Genomic DNA, 18,024 nt, shown 5'->3' on the forward strand with positions numbered 1-18,024 from the left:
GGGGCGGGGTGCGGTCAGGTGGTGTCCGGCGGCCCGGCGAAGGTGACGGTCCGCAGGGAGGTGTAGAAGTCCGCCGCTGCGGTGCCCTGTTCGCGGGGCCCGTAGCTGGAGGCCTTCTCGCCACCGAACGGGGCGTGGAAGTCGACCCCGGTGGTGGGGGCGTTGACCCTGATCAGCCCGGTGTCCAGGGCCTGCACCGCGCGGAGCAGGCCGGTGACGTCCCGGCCGTGCACGGAGGCGACCAGACCGTACCGCACCCGGTTGGCCAGCTCGACGGCGCTGGTCAGGTCGGGTGCCGGCAGTACGGCCGCCAGTGGCCCGAAGGTCTCCTCCTGGGCCACCGGATGCGTCGGGTCGAGCCGGTCGACCAGTACCGGCGCGACGAAGTGGCCGTCCCCCGGCAGTGGTCCGGTGTCGCCGGTGAGCAGCCGGGCGCCGACGGACCGGGCGGCGGCCACGGCCCGGTGCACCCGGTCCCGGGCGGCGGCGGTGACGACCGGGCCGACGGCGACGGTCGGGTCGGTGGGGTCACCGACCCGTACCGCCTCCACCGCCGCCACCAGCGCGTCGGTGAACGGGCGGGGGTCGCCGACGACGATGATCCGCCGGGTCGCGGTGCACTTCTGCCCGGCGAAGCCCATCGCCGCGTTGGCCAGCATGGTCGCGGTCTGGTCGAGGTCGGCGTCGGGTAGCACGATGGCGGCGTTCTGGCCGCCCATCTCCGCCTGCACCGGCCGGCCCTGTCGGGCGGCCTCGACGGTGACCTGCGCGCCGACGGCGGCGGAGCCGGTGAAGGAGACCACGTCGCTGACCTCGACGACCGCCCGGCCGGTCTCCGGGCCGCCCGGTACCACCCGCAGCAGGCCCGCCGGTAGCAGTCCGTCGAAGAGCTCCGCGACCAGGTCGGCGCAGGCCAGCGCCTCCGGGGACGGTTTGAGCAGGACGGCGTTGCCGGTGGCGAGCGCGGGGGCGGCCTTCCACAGCGGGATGGCCAGGGGGAAGTTCCACGGTGTGATCAGCCCGGCCACGCCCCGGGGACGCCGCTCGGTGTAGAGCAGTCCGGGTTGGCTGGCCGGCAGGGTCGACGGGAGCAGCTCACCGGTGCCGGCGAAGCACGCCTGGGCGTGGTACTCCAGGATAGCGACGGACCGGCCGACCTCGGCGCGGGCCTCGGTGACGGGTTTGCCGACCTCACGTACGACGAGGTCGGTGGCGCTCGTGGCCCGGTCACGCAGCCGGGCGGCGGCGGCCAGCAGGGCCGCGCTGCGCGGGCCCGGCCCTTCCCGGCGCCAACCGGCCTGGGCGGTGCGGGCCTGTTCGGCGAGGGCCCGGACCTCGGCGGGGGTGACCGCCCGGGTCTCGGTCACCAGGTCCGCCGGCCGGTGCGGTGAGCTGCTGCGCAGCAGGCCGCTCACAGCAGGAACCCTGCGGGGAACGGGTCGGTCGGGTCGAGGAAGTGCTGTGCGGTACCGGTCAGCCAGGCCCGGCCGGTGACCGTGGGTACCACCGCCGGTCGCCCGCCGACCGTGGTGGTGCCGACGAGCCGACCGGTGAAGCGGGTACCGAGCAGGGACTCGTTGGTGAAGGCGGTGTCGAGGTCGAGCAGCCCCCGGGCGTGCAGTTGCGCCATCCGGGCGGAGGTGCCGGTGCCGCAGGGCGACCGGTCGAACCAGCCGGGGTGGATCACCATGGCGTGCCGGGACAGCCGGGCGTCGGACCCTTCGGCGGCGAGGTACACGTGGTGACAGCCGGTGATGTCCGACCGTTCGGGGTGGGTGGGGGCGGCGGTGGCGTTGATCGCCGCCATGATCGCCAAGCCGGTGTCGAGCAGTCGGCGCCGGTCGTCGTCGAGGCGCAGGCCGAGGGTCGGCAGGTCGACCAGGGCGTAGAAGTTGCCGCCGTAGGCCAGGTCGTAGCGGACCGGGCCGAGGCCGGGCACGTCGACCTCGGCGTCGAGTGCGCCGACGAAGGACGGCACGTTCTGGATGGTGACCGCCCCGGCCCGGCCGTCGGTCACCGCCACCGACGCCACCACCAGCCCCGCCGGGGTGTCCAGGCGTACCGTGGTGACGGGCTCGGTGACCTCGACCATGCCCGTCTCGACCAGCACGGTGGCCACGCCGATGGTGCCGTGCCCGCACATCGGCAGGCACCCGGACACCTCGATGAAGAGCACGCCGACGTCGGCGTCCGGCCGGGTCGCCGGTTGCAGGATCGCCCCGGACATCGCGGCGTGGCCCCGGGGTTCGTACATCAGGAAGGTGCGCAGGTGGTCGAGGTGGGTGACGAGGTACTCGCGGCGTTGCGCCATCGTCGCGCCGGGGATGGCCGGGACGCCGCCGGTCACCACCCGGGTGGGCATCCCCTCGGTGTGCGAGTCGACCACGTGGATCACCCGGTTGCTGCGCATCAGCGGCTCCCCGCCGTGAGGGCGCGTCGGGTCGCGTCGCGGACGGCGGTGGCGGCGGCCGGGGACAGCGGCTGGCGGGGTGGCCGGCTCGGCCCGCCGACCCGGCCGGCCACGTCCATGGAGAGCTTGATCGCCTGGACGAACTCGACGCGGGAATCCCAGCGCAGCAGTTCGTGCAGCATGCGGTAGAGCGGCAGGGCGGTGGCGAGGTCCCCGGCGACGGCGGCGTCGTAGAACTGCACGCAGGTGGCGGGGATGGCGTTGGGATAGCCGCCGATCCAGCCGACCGCGCCCGCGAGGAGCAGTTCCAGGGCGACGTCGTCGGCACCGGCCAGCAGGTCGAGCCCGGGTGCCAGCTCGGCCAGCTCGTACCCGCGTCGTGGGTCGCCGCTGAACTCCTTGACCGCGACGACGAGGCCCTCGTCGTACAGCTGTCGGAGCAGGGGCGGGGTGAGGTCGACCCGGGTGTCGACGGGGTTGTTGTAGGCCACGATCGGCAGGCCGACCTTGGCGACCTCACGGTAGTGGGCCAGCACGGCGGCCTCGTCCGCACGGTAGGCCGTGGGCGGCAGCAGCATGACGGCGGAGCAGCCCGCCTCGGCCGCCTCGTCGGCCCAGCGTCGCGCCTCGCGGGCCCCGGGGGCCGAGACCCCGGGCATCACCGAGAAGCCCTCGGGGGCGGCGTCGAGCGCGGTGCGCAGGACGGCGGCCCGTTCGTCGTCGGTGAGCACCTGGTACTCCCCGAGCGAGCCGTTGGGCACCACGCCCTGGCAGCCGTTGTCGGCCAGCCACCGGACGTGTTCGGCGTAGGTGTCGAGGTCGACGTCGAGGGTGTTCGGGTGGAACGGGACGGTGGTGGCGACCAGGACACCGCGCCATGGCGCATGATTCACAAGAACCTCCAGTAACATATTACATATTACCGTAGCAGGCACTGCGGCCCTGGCCAAGAGGTCCGTGCAGGGGACTGTGGCGTACGGATGGTCGACGGGGCTCACCGGGCGGGAGCCGGCCCGGTCAGCCCCGCTCAGCGCTCGGGTCGGGCCGCCCAGATCCCGCGTACGTGCCGCAGATGCCGGCGCATCAGCTCGGCGGCCCCCTCGCGGTCACCCGCCGCCAGCAGCGCCACGAGTTCCAGGTGCTCCTCCGCCGACGCCACCAGCTGGCCACTGCCGACCAGCGCGTCCAGGCCGTTCAGCCGGGTACGGCTGCGCAGGTCGGCCACGATGTCGACCAGACGCAGGTTGCCGGCCCACCTCAGCAGCGTCAGGTGGAAGGCGGTGTCCGCGTCGATGTAGGCGACGGTGTCCCCCCGCTGCGCGGCGGCCACGATCGCGTCGGCCAGGGACCCCAGTTCCTTGAGCTGCTCGGCGGTGAGCCGACCCGCCTGGTCGGCCACCACGGGGATCTCCAGCAACCCCCGTACCTCGGTGATCTCGTCCAACTCACGGTCGGACAACGACTTGATCCGGAACCCCTTGTTCCGGACGATCGTGATCAGGCCCTCCTTGGCCAGGTCCAGGATCGCCTCCCGGACCGGCGTGGGTGAGACACCGAAACGCGCGGCGAGGGTGGGCGCCGAATAGGTGGTGCCGGGCCGGATCTGGCCGGCGACGATGGCCGCCCGCAGCGCCTGGGCCACCTCCTCCCGGAGGCTCTGCCGTCCCTCGATGGCCACCAGCGTCAGGCCGTCCCCACCCACGGAATCATCCGCCTGCCAGCTGGCCGTCACGACAACCTCACCCCGGTCCTTCCACCCGCGTACACCCGCGCGGGTCCGTCACATCCTCCAACGATCTCACGACGGCCCGGACCGGGCACAGGCACCGCGTCACCCTCGGCGCACGGAGGCCGGTGCCCGTACCCGGCGACGACAGGTTCAGTCCCACTGGTCCTGGTTGAGGAAGCGGGCGAAGCCCCGCCAGGAGTTCGGGCCCATCACCCCGTCGATCGGCCCGGTGTAGCCCCAGCCGGAGGCGAGTCGCTGCACCGCCTTCCAGGTGTTCGTCCCGGGTACCCCGTCGATCGGCCCGGTGTAGCCGTAGGCGCGCATGGCCCGCTGGAGCGCGGCGTAGGTGTTCGTCCCGGGCACCCCGTCGATCGGCCCGGTGTAACCGGCGGTGATCCGCAGCCAGTTCTGTGCCCGCATCCACATGACCGGCCCCGGGACACCGTCCTGTTCGGTGGTGGTCTTGGGCAGCGGATCGTCGGCGGGCGGATCGGTCGGCTCCCCCGTGACGATCGTGAAGGCCTCCGGCTTCGCCACGTTCAGGTCCACCCGGGCGATGCCGCCGGTCGACCCCGACGAGGTGTACTGGTGCGCGCTCCAGGTCGGATAGGCGCCGCCCAGATTCGGCTCCCCGGGGTAGCTGCCGTTGTTGGCGCCCCACATCGCCACCCAGAGCTTCACGCCGGCGGCGATCGTCCGTGGCCACGCCCCGGACCGCAGGTCTGCCAGGCCCATGTACAGCCAGGGGACGTGGTCGCCGATGCGGTCGCGCACCCGCTGGAAGAACGCCGCGACCTCGGTGTCGTTCCACAGTCGCGTCGAGTCGTCGAGCACCTCGTTGTCCAGCGCGATCACGTCGCCGGGCCGGTAGTCGTGCAGGTGCCCGGTGAAGTAGTCGGCCGCCTGCACCGGTGTCTGGAAGTCCCCGGTCAGCCAGTAGTGGCCGACCCGGAGCCCGGCCGCCCGCGCGCCGGCCACCTGGGTCGGGTAGTGCGGCGCGACGTACGGCCCCTCCGACAACTGGGAGCCACCGGCCTTCACGATCACGAACTGGTGGCCGTCGGCACGGACGCCGGCGAAGTCGATACCGGCCTGCCAGGTGGAGACGTCGATGCCCGGCACCGTTCCGGCCGGTATCGCCGCGGCGGGTGTCGCCGTGACACCCAACGGCACCACGAGGGCGACGGTGGTGGCCAGGGCGAGTCGACGGAGGAAACGGGTCATATCGAGCCCTTCTGACGGTCCTGAGCCCCGAGCGTAGCGACGGCAGAACCCCACCCACATCGCCCACCGTCAATTTGGCCGGAAGGTGCCGCAGTCAGGACGCACAGCTACCAGCGGTTGCGGGCCTCCTCCGCCCAACCGACCAGACCGTCGAGGTCGACCCGTTCCCCGTCGTCGGTGGCCGCCCAACCGGAGAAGTGCCCGAAGCACTGGTGGGTCTCGTTCGCCAGCACCACCAGGTTGGTACGCGCGACGCGTTCGTGGAACGGATGGAACGTCACGTCCACCCGGTCCCCGGTGATCCGCCACGGCCGCAACCAGTCGGTGCGGTCGTAGCTCCAGGCCAGATCCGCGCCGATCTTGTGCAGCCGACCGTCGACGAACACGGCGTTCTCGGTGGACCCGGTCCCGTCGGTCCACCTGCCGCCGAGCTGGATCGCCCGACCGGAGCCGCTGCCGGCGGCCCAGTTCCAGCGGATGGCGTACGGCCACCGGCCGCGACCGTGGTCGAGGACGGCGAACGAGTCCTGCTCCACGACCGGATATTCGGTACCCGCCACCCGCAGCAGGCCCCGCGCCGGCCGGCCCACGTCCTTGACCGTGTACTGGAACCGGCGGGTACTCCACGGCACCACGACACCCAGCGACTCGTGCCCCGGCCGCAGCGGCAGCTCCAGGTCGACCTCGACACCGGGCGCGGTGGCCCGGACCGTGCTGCCCTCCGGGCGCTGGGCGATGTCGATCGACAGTCCACGCGCCTGGACCCGTACCGGACCGACGCCGCTGACCGACGGGAACTCCGCGCGGGTGAACGGCACCACCGCCTCGGTGCCGTGCTCGGTGCCGGTACGGCGGTCGAGGACGTAGACGCTGTGCACCCCGGCGTAGTCCAGCGACGAGGCGACGAGACCCACGATGTGCGTCGGGGTGACGATCCCCCAGTACTCCCACCGCTTGGTGCGTCCCCAGCCGCGCAGGTTGGCCCGGTGCAGCGGCCGGCGGCTCCAACCCACCGCCGCCGGGTTCAGCCGCCCGTTCGGCAGGCACAGGTCGACCGGCCCGGTGATCTCGCGCTCGTGCGTCACGGGGGCAGGTTAGCGGCTCCCCGCCGGTCCCCGGCAGGTCGATCAGCCCGGATCAGGGCCGCCCGATCAGGCAGGGGCGGACAGTCGACCAGTGGCGGCGAGCCGCCGGAGCACCTGCTGGTGCGGGACGGCATGCTGGATCCTGCCCCGCACCCCGACCGTGGTCACCGCCATGAACAACGAGTTGAGCAGGGACTCCTCGACCGCGTCCAGGACGGCGGCGAAGAGCGGATCGATCAGCCCGTCCGGTAGCGGCTGCCGCGGCGGCGGTGTGGTCGTGAAGGCGATCGCGTAGTCGCCGCTGCCGTGCGTGTACGCCGCCCCCACCCTCGACATGGCGAACACGGCCCGACGGGCGAGGCGGCCGAGTTGGCGGGCGTCCACCGGCGCGTCGGTCGCCACGATGATCATGCACGAGTTCCCGACCGGCTCCGTCCGGTCGCCGTGCGGCACCAGCTCGGCAGCGGGCATCGGGACTCCCCGCACGGTGAGGACACCACTGAAGTTCGACTGCACGAGGGCACCGACGGTGTACGGGGAACCGCCCACGCCGACCCGCCGTGAGGAGGTACCGATGCCGGCCTTGAAACCCAGGGCCGACGTGCCGGTACCCGCGCCGACGCAGCCCTCGGCCGGTGGACCGGGCGAGGCGGACCGGACGGCGTCGAGGACGTGCCGCTCGGTCACCGGGCGACGGCGGATGTCGGACAGGTGGGCGTCGTTGGTCTCCCCCACCAGGGGGTTGAACGACACTCCCCCGGGATGACGGTCCATCAGGTAGGTGAGCAGGGCGTCCGCCGCGCGGAACACCGACAGGGTCGCCGTCAGGACGATCGGTGACTCCAGCACACCGAGTTCGTCCACCTGGGTGGAGCCGACGAGTTTGCCGTACCCGTTGCCGACGTACACGGCGGCCGGGAGACTCCGGTGCCCGGCACCGAGCTGGCGCGGTACGACGGCGGTCACCCCGGTGTGCAGGTCGGCGCCGTCGTCGATGGTGGTGTGGCCGACCGTGACCCCGGCGACGTCGGTGATGGCGTTGAGCGGCCCGGTCGGCAGCTCCCCGACGGTGATGCCGAGGTCCCGGGCCCGGCGTGGAACCTGCTCCACCGCGCTGCATCCTTCCTGGTGGTACCGGCGGTCGCCGGGCAGCGACGGTCAGATGCCCCGGATCACCCGGGCCGGATTTCCCACGGCCACGACGTTGGCCGGGACGTCCCGGGTGACGACCGCGCCGGCACCGACGACGCTGTTGTCGCCGATCGTCACACCGGGGCAGACGATCACGCCACCGCCGAGCCAGACGTTGTCGCCGATGGTGATCGGTTTGGCGGCTTCCAGCTTGTCCCGGCGGGGCTGCGCCTCGATCGGGTGCAGGGGGGTCAGCAGCTGCACGTTCGGTCCGATCTGACAGTCGGCACCGATGGTGATGGGCGCGACGTCCAGGGCGGTCAGGTTCGCGTTGACGAAGGTGCGGGCACCGATGTGGAGGTGCTCGCCGTAGTCGACGAACAGCGGCGGCTTCACGAAGGCGTCCTCGCCCAGGCTGCCCAGCAGTTCGGTCAGGATCGCCCGGGCCCGTTCGGGCTCCTCGTCGACCGTCGCCCGGTGGTAGGCGTCGACGAGCCGGACCGCCCTGCGGGCCCGTCGCTCGATCTCGGGGTCGTCGGCGATGTACAGGTCACCGGCGAGCATCCGCTCGTGGTTGGTACGGGGGTCGCCCGCGAAGTAGTCCGTCGACACGGGTACGACTCTAGGCGCCACCGGCCCCCGGCCAGGGCAGCAGGCGCAAACCCGACCACGCGATGATGGTCCGCGACGGTGTCGGACCGGACGAGACCGGAGGTCACGGTGTTCCCAGGGGAGATCCGCCGACGTCATCTCGGCACCCTGCTGCGTCATGTCCACGTCGACGGTTCCGTCTCCCGTACGGCCCTGGGTGAGCGGATGGGCCTGAACCGGAGCACCATCATGGCCCTGACGGCGGAACTCGGCGCGGCCGGCCTGGTCCGGGAGGAGACCCCCGCGGAGACCGGGCGCGCCGGCCGGCCGTCGCTGGTGGTGCGGCCCGAGGTCACCGGGGCGTACGTGCTGGCGTTCGACGTCGCCGTGGACTGGCTGGTCGCCGCGCGGGTCGGGTTGGGGGGCGTCGTCCTGGACCGGCGCCGGGCGGACCGGCCCCGCGCCGGCGCCGACCTGGACCGGGTGGTCGAGGTCCTCGCCGGGTTCGGTCGCGAGTTGCGCGAGGCGGCGCCGCCGGACGCGGTGTGCGTCGGGATCGGCGCGTCGTACTGCGGAATGATCCGGCCGGGTGACGGCATGGTCCGGTTCGGACCGGACATGGGCTGGGTGGACCAGGCGTTCGGTGCCGAACTCGGCCGCCGGCTGGGGTTCGGCCTGCCGGTGGCGGTCGGCAACGAGGCGCACCTCGGGGCGGTCGCCGAACAGCTGCGCGGGGCGGGCGTCGGCTTCCGGAACCTGATCTACCTGCACGGCGACGTGGGCGTGGGCGGTGGGATCATCGTCGGTGGCAAACTGCTCGACGGCGACGGCGGGTACGGCTGCGAACTCGGGCACATGGTGGTGAACCCGTACCAGGGGCGGCCGTGCGGGTGCGGCTCCCGGGGCTGCCTGGAGGCGGAGGTCGGCGAACGGGCCCTGCTCGACGCCGCCGGCTGGCCGACCGAACGGTACGGCCGCGACGCGCTGCGGGAGGTGGTGGCCGACGCCGCCGCAGGCGGTCCGGCCGCGCGGGAGGCGCTGCACCGGATCGGCGACTGGCTCGGCATCGGCGTGGCCAACCTGATCAACCTGTTCAATCCGGGCATCGTGCTCTTCGGCGGGATGCTGCGCGACGTGTACCCGGGTGCGGCGGAGCAGGTCCGTGCCCGCATCGTCCACCACGGACTGCCGGTGGCCCGGGAGCGGGTACGGCTGCGGGTGTCCGCGCTCGGTGACGACGCCACCCTGGTCGGCGCCGCCGAACTCGGTTTCGCGGAGCTGCTGGCGGACCCGCTGGGCGTACTCGGCTCCTGAGGCATCCGTACCATCAGTGCAGCTGGAGGACGGTGCGCGAAGGAGTGGTGTGGGATGGCAGTCACGTACCGACAGACGGTGGAGGTGGCCGCGCCGGCCGAGGCGGTGGCGCGGGTGCTGCTCGACGTGGCGGACTGGCCCACCTGGAACGCGTCGGTGGCCTGGGTGGACCGGCCGGGCACGGGTCCGCTCGCCAGTGCGGAGACGGTGCGGCTGAAGCAGCACCGGCTACCCGCGAACACCTGGACGGTCACCGACCTGGACGCGACCGGTTTCACCTGGACCGCGACCAGCGCCGGGGTGCACAGCACCGGCGACCACCGGGTACGACCGGTCGGCGCGGACCGCGCCGAGGTCACCCTCACGCTGACCCTGGACGGGCCGCTGGCGCGGCTGACCACGTTCCTCGGCGCCCGGCTGATCCGGCGGTACCTCGGCATGGAGGCCGACGGTCTGCGCCGCCGGGTCGAGCACAGCGACCCCGACCCGGCAGCCCCGGCTGTCTCCGACTCGTACGATGGTCGCCGCTAGCGCGGCAGGCCCGGTCCGCACCGTCGACAACGGACCGTCACCTGGTCGTCGCCGGACGGCGACCAGCGCGACGACGGGTCCGGAAGGGGTCGTCGCAGGTCTCTGCGAACCGACGTTCATCCACTACAGTGGGCGGCACACTTGATCCATTCCGGTGGATGATCGGTGGCGTCCGCCGGTTCGGGTCGCCCGCACCGGCGCCGGGGGTGGGGAGCCGCGATGAGCCAGGACGGACCTTCGACAACCGGTGCGCCGCTGGCCGGGGCGAGTGTCGAGACCGTGGTCGACCTCCTGAACAGCATGGTGGCCGAACTGCTCGGGCAGCCGATCGACCCGGACGACAACTACTTCACCGCCGGCCTGGACTCCGCCGCCGTGGTCCGGCTGCACACGCTGATGGTCAAGCGGCTGGAGCTGTGGGTACCGGTGATGGGGCTGTTCCGGCGCCCGACGCTGCGCCGTACGGCCGAGTGGCTGGTCGAGGCACGGGCCGCCGTGGAGCGCGACGAGGCGACCCGGAACGCGCCGGCGCCGACGACCGGCCAGGCCCCACCGGCAGCCGGCCGGCCCCCCGGCCCGGCCCTGTCCCGGCGGGAGATCCGGGCCCAGATCCGCCGGGACGGGACGACCCGGTGACCGGTACGCCGGATCATCTTGTCGCGGTGACCGGCGCGGCCTGCCGGTTCCCCGGCGCGGCGGACCTCGACGGCTTCTGGCGGTTGCTGGGTGCACAGGTGGACGCGGTGACCACGCCGACCGACGCCGACCTGCTGGCGGCCGGCGTGACCCCCGACGAGCTGGCCGACCCCGACTACGTCCGGGCGGCGTTGCCGGCCCCCGGGATCGACCGGTTCGACGCGGCGTTCTTCGGCCTGTCGCCGGCCGAGGCCGACCGCTGCGACCCGCAGCTACGGCTGTTCCTCGATCTCGCGCACACCGCCGTCGAGCAGGCCGGGTACGACATCGACGCGGTCGGTGCCGGCACCGGTGTGTACGCCGCCGCGCGCCCGGGCCGCTACCGGGGCCTGCACCTGCTGCCGGACGGGTTCGAGACGACCGGGGACGGGCGCGACGAGCCGGACCTCGCGGCGTTCGTCGCCGACCGGCTGGACCTGCGCGGCCCGGCGGTCACCCTCGGTTCCTGCTCGCTGCTCGCCGTACACCAGGCGGTGCAGGCGCTCCAGGCCGGCGCGTGCGACGTCGCGGTGGCCGGTGGCGCGCACGTGGAACTGCCCTACGGGCACGGTTACCGCTGGCAGCCGGGCGCCCGCCGCCCGCCGGACGGCCGGACCCGGCCGTTCGACGCCGCCGCGTCGGGGTGCGTGTACGGCAGCGGCGCCGGGGTGGTGGTGCTCCGGCGGTTCGCCGAGGCGGTCGCCGACGGCGACCGGGTGCTGGCCGTGATCCGGGGCGGCGCGACGGGGCACGCCGGCCGGGACGGCACCGGCTGGGCGGCCACCGTCGCCGAGGCGCTGGTGGTGGCCGGTTGCCACCCGACCGAACTGGGCCACGTCGAGGCCGACGGTGCGGCCACCGGACGGGACGACGCCCGGGAACTGGCCGCGCTGGCCCGGGCGTTCCGCCTGGCCGGTGGGGAGCCGCCGCGCGGTGCGGTACCGGTCGGTGCGGTCCGCTCCCACGTCGGGCATCTCGGCGCCGCGGCGGGTGTCGCCGGGCTGCTCAAGACGATCCTCGCGCTGCGGCACCGGATGCTGCCGGCGACCCTGCACGTGGACACGCCGCACCCCGCGCTGGGGCTGGCGGACGGCCCGTTCCGCCTCGCCCGGCAGCCGGCCCCCTGGCCGGCACGCGACGGGATGCCCCGGCGCGCCGCGGTGCACGCGGTCGGCGCGGGCGGCGGGAACACCCTCCTGGTCGTCGAGGAGGGGCACCGACCGGTGTATCCACCGACCCCGGACCGGCCGAGGGTGGTGGTGTGGTCGGGGCGGCACGCGGAGGCCGCGGACGCCGCCGGTACGGCGCTGGCCCGGTACTTCGCGGACTGCCCGCCAGAGCGGTTCGCCGACGCTGTCGGCACCCTCCAGGGCCGGACGGTGTACCCGGTGCGTCGGGCGGCGGTCTGCGCGACCGTCACCGAGGCCACCCGGCCGGACGTGATCCGGGGGGACGCTCCGGTGTCCGCCCCGCCCGGCGTCGTCCTCGCTTTTCCCGGCACCGGTCCGGTCCCCCGGGGCCTGTACGGCGTGCAGCCGGTGTTCACCGAGGCCGCCGACGTCTGCCTGGACGCCACCGGGCGGCACGGGTTGGACCTGTACGACGCCTGGACGGCCGGGTCGACCGGTCCCGTGCTGGCCGGCGCCGCGACCTTCGTCACGCAGTACGCCCTCGCCGAGATGTGGCGGGCGTGGGGGATCCGACCGGCGGCGGTGCTCGGTACCGGTGCCGGTGTCCTCGCGGCGGCGGTGGCCGCCGGGGCGCTCCCGCTCGACCAGGCGGCGGCCCTGCTGGCCCGCCCCGGCCGGGTGACCTGGTCGGCGTCCCCGGTCCCGATCTGGTCGACGGCCGACGGGCGGGTCGTGGACGGCCTCAGCTGGCCCGCCGCCGACGGCGACGACCCGCCCACCGGTGTCCCGGACGCCCTGCGCACGATGCTCGGCTCCGGGCGGCACGTGCTGCTGACCGTCGACCCGGTCGGCGCGGACGGTCGCCTCGGTCCGGTCGGCGCGGACGCTACCGGCGACCCGCGCGACGGGGACGGCGACGCCGATCCGGTGCGTCACCTGATGACCGCGCTGGCCCGGCTATGGGTGGCCGGGGTCGACGTGGACTGGCCGGCGGTGGAACCGGACCATCCGCTGCGGCGGATACCGCTGCCGGGTGTGCCGCTGCACCGGGAACGACACTGGGTGGTGCCGAACCGGGGACCGGCCGCCCCGCAGCGGCACCACGCGCCGGCACCCGCGCCCGCGCCGGTGGTCGCCACCACCGCCGGCGGCCTGCCGGTCCCGGCGGTGCCGCTGCGCCCCCTCGGGCGCACCGAGCACGCGTTCTGGGTACTCGACCAGCTCGCCCCGGACAGCGGCGTGTCCACCATCGGTATCGCGTTTCGCACCGCACGTCCGCTGCGCTGGTGGCCGTTGCAGACCGCGGTCGACCACCTGCTGCGCCGGCATCCCGCGCTGCGGCTCCGGTTCCCCGACCTCGACGGGACACCGGTGCGGCACCTCACCCCGGCCGACGGCGCGACGGTGCCGGTACCCACCCGGGCCACCACCGGCGACCGGCTCGTCGCCGACCTCCAGGAGTTCCTGCACGCGCCGTTCGACCTGGGCCGTGACCTGCTGTTCCGGGCCGCGCACTTCACCCTGCCCGACGGGGCCAGCGTGGTGGCGCTCGCCGCCCACCACATCGTCGTCGACGCGCCGTCGATCCAGATCCTGGTGGAGGAGTTCGGCCGGATCTACGACGGCATCACCACCACCGGGCAGATCCCCGCCGACCTCACCGGGGAGGCGCCGCTGCTGGCCGTACCGCAGCCCGCACCCGAGTCGACCCGCTACTGGCTGGACCACCTGCGGGGCGCCGACCCGGCGGCGATGGTGCTCCCGGGGGCCCGTCCCACGCCGGCCCGGCCCACGTTCGCCGGGCACACGTGCAGCTGGTCGATGACCGCCGCCGCGCAGGAGGCGATGGGCGTCCTGCGGCAGCGGCTGCACACCAGCGACAACGTGGTACTCATGAGCGCGTTCTGCCTGACGCTGCTGCGCCACGGCGCCGGACCGGACCTGATCGTCGGGGTGCCGGTCGGCACCCGCCGCCCGGCGACCCGGCAACAGGTCGGGTACGGCGTGTCCACCATGCCGCTGCGGGTCCGGGTCGATCCGGCGGCCGGCTTCGCCGACCTGGTACGGCGGGTCGGCGACGCGTTCTTCGCCGGGATCGAACACGCCGACGCCACCGTCGAGCAGGTCCTCACCGAACGCGGCCACGGCACCGGCGACTGGCGGGTGCCGCTGTTCCGGCACATGTTCAACTACCGGCCCTGGAGCGACGAGAAGATCCGGGTGTGCGGCGAGGTGCCCGACTACATCGAGGACCTGTTCGACCGCAGCCGGCTGGACCTGCAGTGCATCGCGGTACCGGAACCGGACCGTTTCACGCTGCGCTGCTGGCACAGCACGGAGGTCCACGACGAGGCGGACGTCGCCGCGTTCGTGGCCCGGATGCAGGCGCTGCTGGTGCAGGCCGCCGCCGACCCGGAGCACCCGGTCGTCGACCTGCCGTTCGGCTCGCCCGCCGACGAGGCGACCGGCGCGCGGGTCAACGACACCGGCCGGGACTGGGGTACGCCGGGCAGCGTCGCCGATCGGGTCGCCGCCCGCGCGGTGACCACCCCGGACGCGGTCGCGGTCGTCGACGGCGACCGGCGGGTGTCGTACCGGGAGCTGCGGGACCGGGCCACCGCCGTGCGGGACCTGCTGCGGGCGCACCGGGTCGGCCCCGGTGACCTGGTCGCGCTGGCGCTGGGCCGGTCGGTCGAGTTGGCCGCGGCGGTACTGGGTGTGTGGGCCACCGGGGCGGGCTACCTGCCGCTGGCCCCCGGGCAGCCGGCCGGCCGGTTGGCGTACCAGGTGGACGACGCGGGCGCCCGGGTGGTGCTGGCCGCCGGGGACACCCCGACGGACTGGTCGACGGTGCCGGTCCTGGTGGTACCCGCCGACGGGGCGACGGCCGACGGGCCGTTGCGGGACTCCCCCGTCGACCCGGACACCTGCGCGTACGCCATCCACACCTCCGGTTCCACCGGCCGCCCCAAGGCGGTGGCGGTCACCCACCGCAACCTGCTCAACCTGGTGTGCGACTTCGCCGACCGGCTCGGTGCGGACGCGGCCCGCGCGGTGCTCTGGTCGACCGCCCCGACGTTCGACATCTCCGCCCTGGAACTGCTGCTGCCGCTGCTCACCGGGGGGACCGTCGTGGTCGCGCCGGACGGGGCGCTGCTGCGGCCCCGGGACATGCTGGGGCTGGTCGTCGACCGGGACGTGTCGCTGGTGCAGGCCACCCCGACGGCGTGGCGGATGCTCGCACCGGAGACCGGCGACGAGCTGACCGGGCGGGTGCTGCTGTGCGGCGGGGAACCGATGCCGGCCGCGCTGGCCCGCCGGCTGCGGGCACTCGGCGGGCGGGTGTACAACGTGTACGGTCCGACCGAGACGACGATCTGGTCCACGGTGGCCGAGTTGACCGCCGACCCGGAGGACCCGGTGCCGATCGGGGTGCCGCTGGCCAACACCCGGGTCTTCGTCGCCGACCCGCACGGCCGGCCGTTGCCCCCGGGGGTGCCCGGTGAGCTGTGCATCGCCGGGGACGGGGTGGCCGCCGGCTACCTGCACCGGCCGGAGCTGACCGCCGAACGGTTCGGGGAGCACCCCGGGTACGGCCGGTTCTACCGCACCGGGGACGTGGCGCGGCTGCGCCACGACGGGGTGCTGGAGCTGTCCGGGCGTACCGACCGGCAGGTGAAGCTGCGCGGGCACCGGATCGAACTCGACGAGGTCGAGGCCGTCCTGCACGAGCATCCGGAGGTCACGGCGGCGGCGGTGACGGTCCGGGGTGACCCGCAGGACGACGGAAGGCTGGTCGCGTTCGTGCAGGTACGCACCGACGGCGGCGACCACGGCGGGGTACGGGAGCGGCTGTGGCGGCACGCGCGGGCGGTGCTGCCCGACGCCGCCGTGCCGTCGGGGATCGTCGTACTGGACCGGCTGCCCACCACCGTGAACGGCAAGGTCGACCACCGGGCGCTGCACACGGTCGAGGTGGACCCGGCACCGGCGACGGCGCCCGGCGCCGACCCCGGCGGAGCCGATCCGGAGCTGGTCGCGGCGTTGACCGGGCTGTGGCGCGAGGCGCTGCGCCGGCCCGGGTTGGGCCCGGACGACAACTTCTTCCTCAACGGCGGGCACTCCATCCTCGCCGCCCGGCTGGTGACCCGGATCGAGCAGATCACCGGGCACCCGGCCGGGATGCAGGTGGTGTTCACCCATCCGACCCCGGCGGCACTCGCCGCGTACCTGGCCGGACCGGCCGGTGGGGGTGCCGGATGAGCGACTGGTTCGTGCCGCTGCGGCCGGCCGGCGGGCCGGTGCGGCTGGTGGTCTTTCCGCACGCCGGTGGCGGCCCCGCCTCGCTCACCCCGCTCGTGCCGCTGCTGCCCGCCGGGATCGCACCGTGGTCGGTGAACCTGCCGGGGCGGCAGGCCCGGCTGGCCGAACAGCCGCGTACCGACCTGGACGGGCTCGTCGACGACCTCGCCGCCGCGCTGGTCGCGTCGGTACCCGCGCCGTACGCGCTGTTCGGCTACTGTTCCGGCGCGCTGCTGGCGTACCTGGTCGGCCGGCGGCTCGGCGAGTGGGGCGCAGCCCCGCAGCGGCTGCTGGTCGGCTCGTTCGCCGCGCCCGACGTCGCCCCGGTCCCCCGGCGGCTGCACCAGTTGCCGGCCGAGCTGTTCTGGGCGCAGCTGGTCGCGGCCGGTGGCATCCCGGCCGAGCTGGCCGGGCGCACCGACCTGCGGCCGGTCCTGGAGCCGGCGCTGCGGGCCGACTTCGCCCTGCTCGCCGGGTACCGGCACGCCCCCGGCCCGCCGCTGGACACCCCGGTGACCGTGCTGTACGGCCGGCACGACCGGTCGGTGACCCGGGGCGGGCTGCTGGGGTGGCGCCGGCACAGCCGGTACCGCCCGGTCCTGCGTGGGCTCGACGCCGCGCACTGGCTGGTCGAGGAGGCGCCCGACGAGCTGGCCGCCGCCATCGCTGAACAGTTCCCCCGACCGGAGGTGCCCGCGTGCGACTCGGATACAGCCTGAGCTACTGGGGCACGGCCGGGCTGAGCCCGGCCGAGCACCTGACCCTGGTCCGCGAGGCGGAACGGCTCGGGTACCACTCGGCGTGGGCGGCGGAGACGTACGGCACCGACCCGGCGAGCCTGATGGCCTGGCTGGCCGGGCAGACCACCCGGATCCGGCTGGGTACGGCGATCCTCCAGATGCCGGCCCGCCGGCCGGTCGCGGCGGCGATGACGGCGGCCACGATCGACCAGCTCTGCGGTGGCCGGTTCCGGCTGGGGCTCGGGTTCTCCGGTCCGCAGCTGGTGGAGGGCTGGCACGGGCTGCGGTTCGACCGTCCGTTGGCCCAGGCCCGGGACTACGTGGCGGTGGTACGGATGGCGCTGGCCCGGGAGCCGGTGCGGTACTCCGGGCCGACGCTGACCGTGCCGTTGCCGGACAGCGAGGGCAAGGAGATGGCGCTGGCGGTCGAGCCGGTGCAGCAGCCGCTGCCGATCTACCTGGCCACGCTGGGCCCGCAGGCGGTCCGGCTGACCGGGGAGATCGCCGATGGTTGGCTGCCGTTGAACTTCCCGCCGGAACATGTGGCGGCCTGCCGGGTCCAGTTGCAGGAGGGCGCGGCGCGGGCCGGGCGGACGCTGGACGGCTTCGACGTGGCGCCGATGGTGATGGTGCTGGTCGAGGAGGACCTGGAGCTGGCCTACGACATGATGCGCCCGATGCTGGCGCTGTACCTGGGCGGGATGGGTTCCCGGCGGCACAACTTCCACAACCAGTTGGCCGCCCGGCTCGGGTTCGAACGCGAGGCCGAGACGATGCAGGAGGCGTTCCTCGCCGGCCGGCAGGGGGAGGCGATGGCGGCGATGTCCGACGCGCTGGTCGACGCGATGACGGTCTGCGGCCCGCCGGCCCGGGTCCGGGAGCGGCTCGCCGCGTACCGCGAGGCCGGGGTGACCACGCTGATCGTCGGGGTGGTCCCGCCGACGCTGCGGCTGCGGATGGAGCAGTTGCGTCGGATCGCGGAGATCGCCGGGTCGCTCTGACCCCGACCGTTCTGCTGCCGGACGCTCCGCGCCCGACCGGGGCGCCGACCTGCGCGGTCACTGTCCACCCCGGAAACCGGCAACAGTCCTAACTGAAGCCTTGACATCCACCTTGGCCGATTGCCAGACTGCCGGGAGAGCGCTCTCTCAGACAGTCCCGG

The 18,024-nt window shown here is 74.2% G+C and carries 14 protein-coding genes; 6 read left to right on the plus strand and 8 right to left on the minus strand.

Features of this window, described 5'->3' with window-relative positions:
- Positions 1-14: 14 nt before the first annotated feature.
- From GSF22_RS16090 to GSF22_RS16125, 8 genes are all read right to left on the minus strand, one after another.
- The gene (locus GSF22_RS16090; protein WP_307804034.1) at positions 15-1,415 is read right to left on the minus strand and encodes an aldehyde dehydrogenase family protein; all 1,401 of its coding nucleotides are present in this window, start codon (positions 1,413-1,415) and stop codon (positions 15-17) included.
- Complete coding sequence (locus GSF22_RS16095; protein ID WP_208814398.1) at positions 1,412-2,410, minus strand: proline racemase family protein; 999 nt, start codon at positions 2,408-2,410, stop codon at positions 1,412-1,414. The genes GSF22_RS16090 and GSF22_RS16095 overlap by 4 nt, the downstream gene beginning before the upstream one ends.
- Positions 2,410-3,303 carry a dihydrodipicolinate synthase family protein gene (locus GSF22_RS16100; RefSeq protein ID WP_307804035.1) on the minus strand — a complete coding sequence of 298 codons (894 nt, stop codon included), beginning with the start codon at positions 3,301-3,303 and terminating at the stop codon, positions 2,410-2,412. Before GSF22_RS16100 ends, GSF22_RS16095 begins: the two co-directional genes overlap by 1 nt.
- Positions 3,304-3,437: 134 nt before the next feature.
- On the minus strand, positions 3,438-4,142 hold the full coding sequence (locus tag GSF22_RS16105) for a GntR family transcriptional regulator (RefSeq protein WP_307804036.1): 705 nt from the start codon (positions 4,140-4,142) through the stop codon (positions 3,438-3,440).
- A 147-nt stretch (positions 4,143-4,289) separates the two neighbouring features.
- The gene (locus GSF22_RS16110) at positions 4,290-5,363 is read right to left on the minus strand and encodes a GH25 family lysozyme (protein WP_208814400.1); all 1,074 of its coding nucleotides are present in this window, start codon (positions 5,361-5,363) and stop codon (positions 4,290-4,292) included.
- A gap of 107 nt (positions 5,364-5,470) precedes the next feature.
- Entirely contained in the window at positions 5,471-6,448 is a 978-nt protein-coding gene (locus GSF22_RS16115; RefSeq protein WP_208814401.1) for a DUF2804 domain-containing protein, read from the minus strand.
- Positions 6,449-6,514: 66 nt separating this feature from the next.
- Positions 6,515-7,558, minus strand: a complete 1,044-nt coding sequence (locus GSF22_RS16120; protein WP_208814402.1) for a P1 family peptidase — start codon at positions 7,556-7,558, stop codon at positions 6,515-6,517.
- A 48-nt stretch (positions 7,559-7,606) separates the two neighbouring features.
- Complete coding sequence (locus GSF22_RS16125) at positions 7,607-8,191, minus strand: sugar O-acetyltransferase (RefSeq protein ID WP_307804037.1); 585 nt, start codon at positions 8,189-8,191, stop codon at positions 7,607-7,609.
- A 108-nt stretch (positions 8,192-8,299) separates the two neighbouring features.
- Between GSF22_RS16125 and GSF22_RS16130 the strand changes: the two genes are divergently transcribed.
- The 6 genes from GSF22_RS16130 to GSF22_RS16155 all read left to right on the plus strand — a co-directional run bounded on the left by GSF22_RS16130 (position 8,300) and on the right by GSF22_RS16155 (position 17,863).
- Complete coding sequence (locus GSF22_RS16130) at positions 8,300-9,484, plus strand: ROK family transcriptional regulator (RefSeq protein WP_307804038.1); 1,185 nt, start codon at positions 8,300-8,302, stop codon at positions 9,482-9,484.
- A gap of 54 nt (positions 9,485-9,538) precedes the next feature.
- Positions 9,539-10,015, plus strand: coding sequence for an SRPBCC family protein (locus tag GSF22_RS16135; protein WP_208814403.1), 477 nt, complete (start codon positions 9,539-9,541; stop codon positions 10,013-10,015).
- A gap of 219 nt (positions 10,016-10,234) precedes the next feature.
- Entirely contained in the window at positions 10,235-10,651 is a 417-nt protein-coding gene (locus GSF22_RS16140; RefSeq protein ID WP_208814404.1) for an acyl carrier protein, read from the plus strand.
- Entirely contained in the window at positions 10,648-16,083 is a 5,436-nt protein-coding gene (locus GSF22_RS35710) for a non-ribosomal peptide synthetase (protein ID WP_208814405.1), read from the plus strand. The genes GSF22_RS16140 and GSF22_RS35710 overlap by 4 nt, the downstream gene beginning before the upstream one ends.
- Positions 16,080-16,841 carry a thioesterase II family protein gene (locus tag GSF22_RS16150; protein ID WP_208814406.1) on the plus strand — a complete coding sequence of 254 codons (762 nt, stop codon included), beginning with the start codon at positions 16,080-16,082 and terminating at the stop codon, positions 16,839-16,841. The genes GSF22_RS35710 and GSF22_RS16150 overlap by 4 nt, the downstream gene beginning before the upstream one ends.
- A complete protein-coding gene (locus GSF22_RS16155) occupies positions 16,820-17,863 on the plus strand; it encodes an LLM class F420-dependent oxidoreductase (RefSeq protein WP_208814407.1) in 1,044 nt (347 codons plus the stop codon). The genes GSF22_RS16150 and GSF22_RS16155 overlap by 22 nt, the downstream gene beginning before the upstream one ends.
- Positions 17,864-18,024: the final 161 nt, after the last annotated feature.

Source organism: Micromonospora echinofusca (genome assembly GCF_017614955.1).
Classification (GTDB): Bacteria; Actinomycetota; Actinomycetes; order Mycobacteriales; family Micromonosporaceae; genus Micromonospora; species Micromonospora echinofusca_A.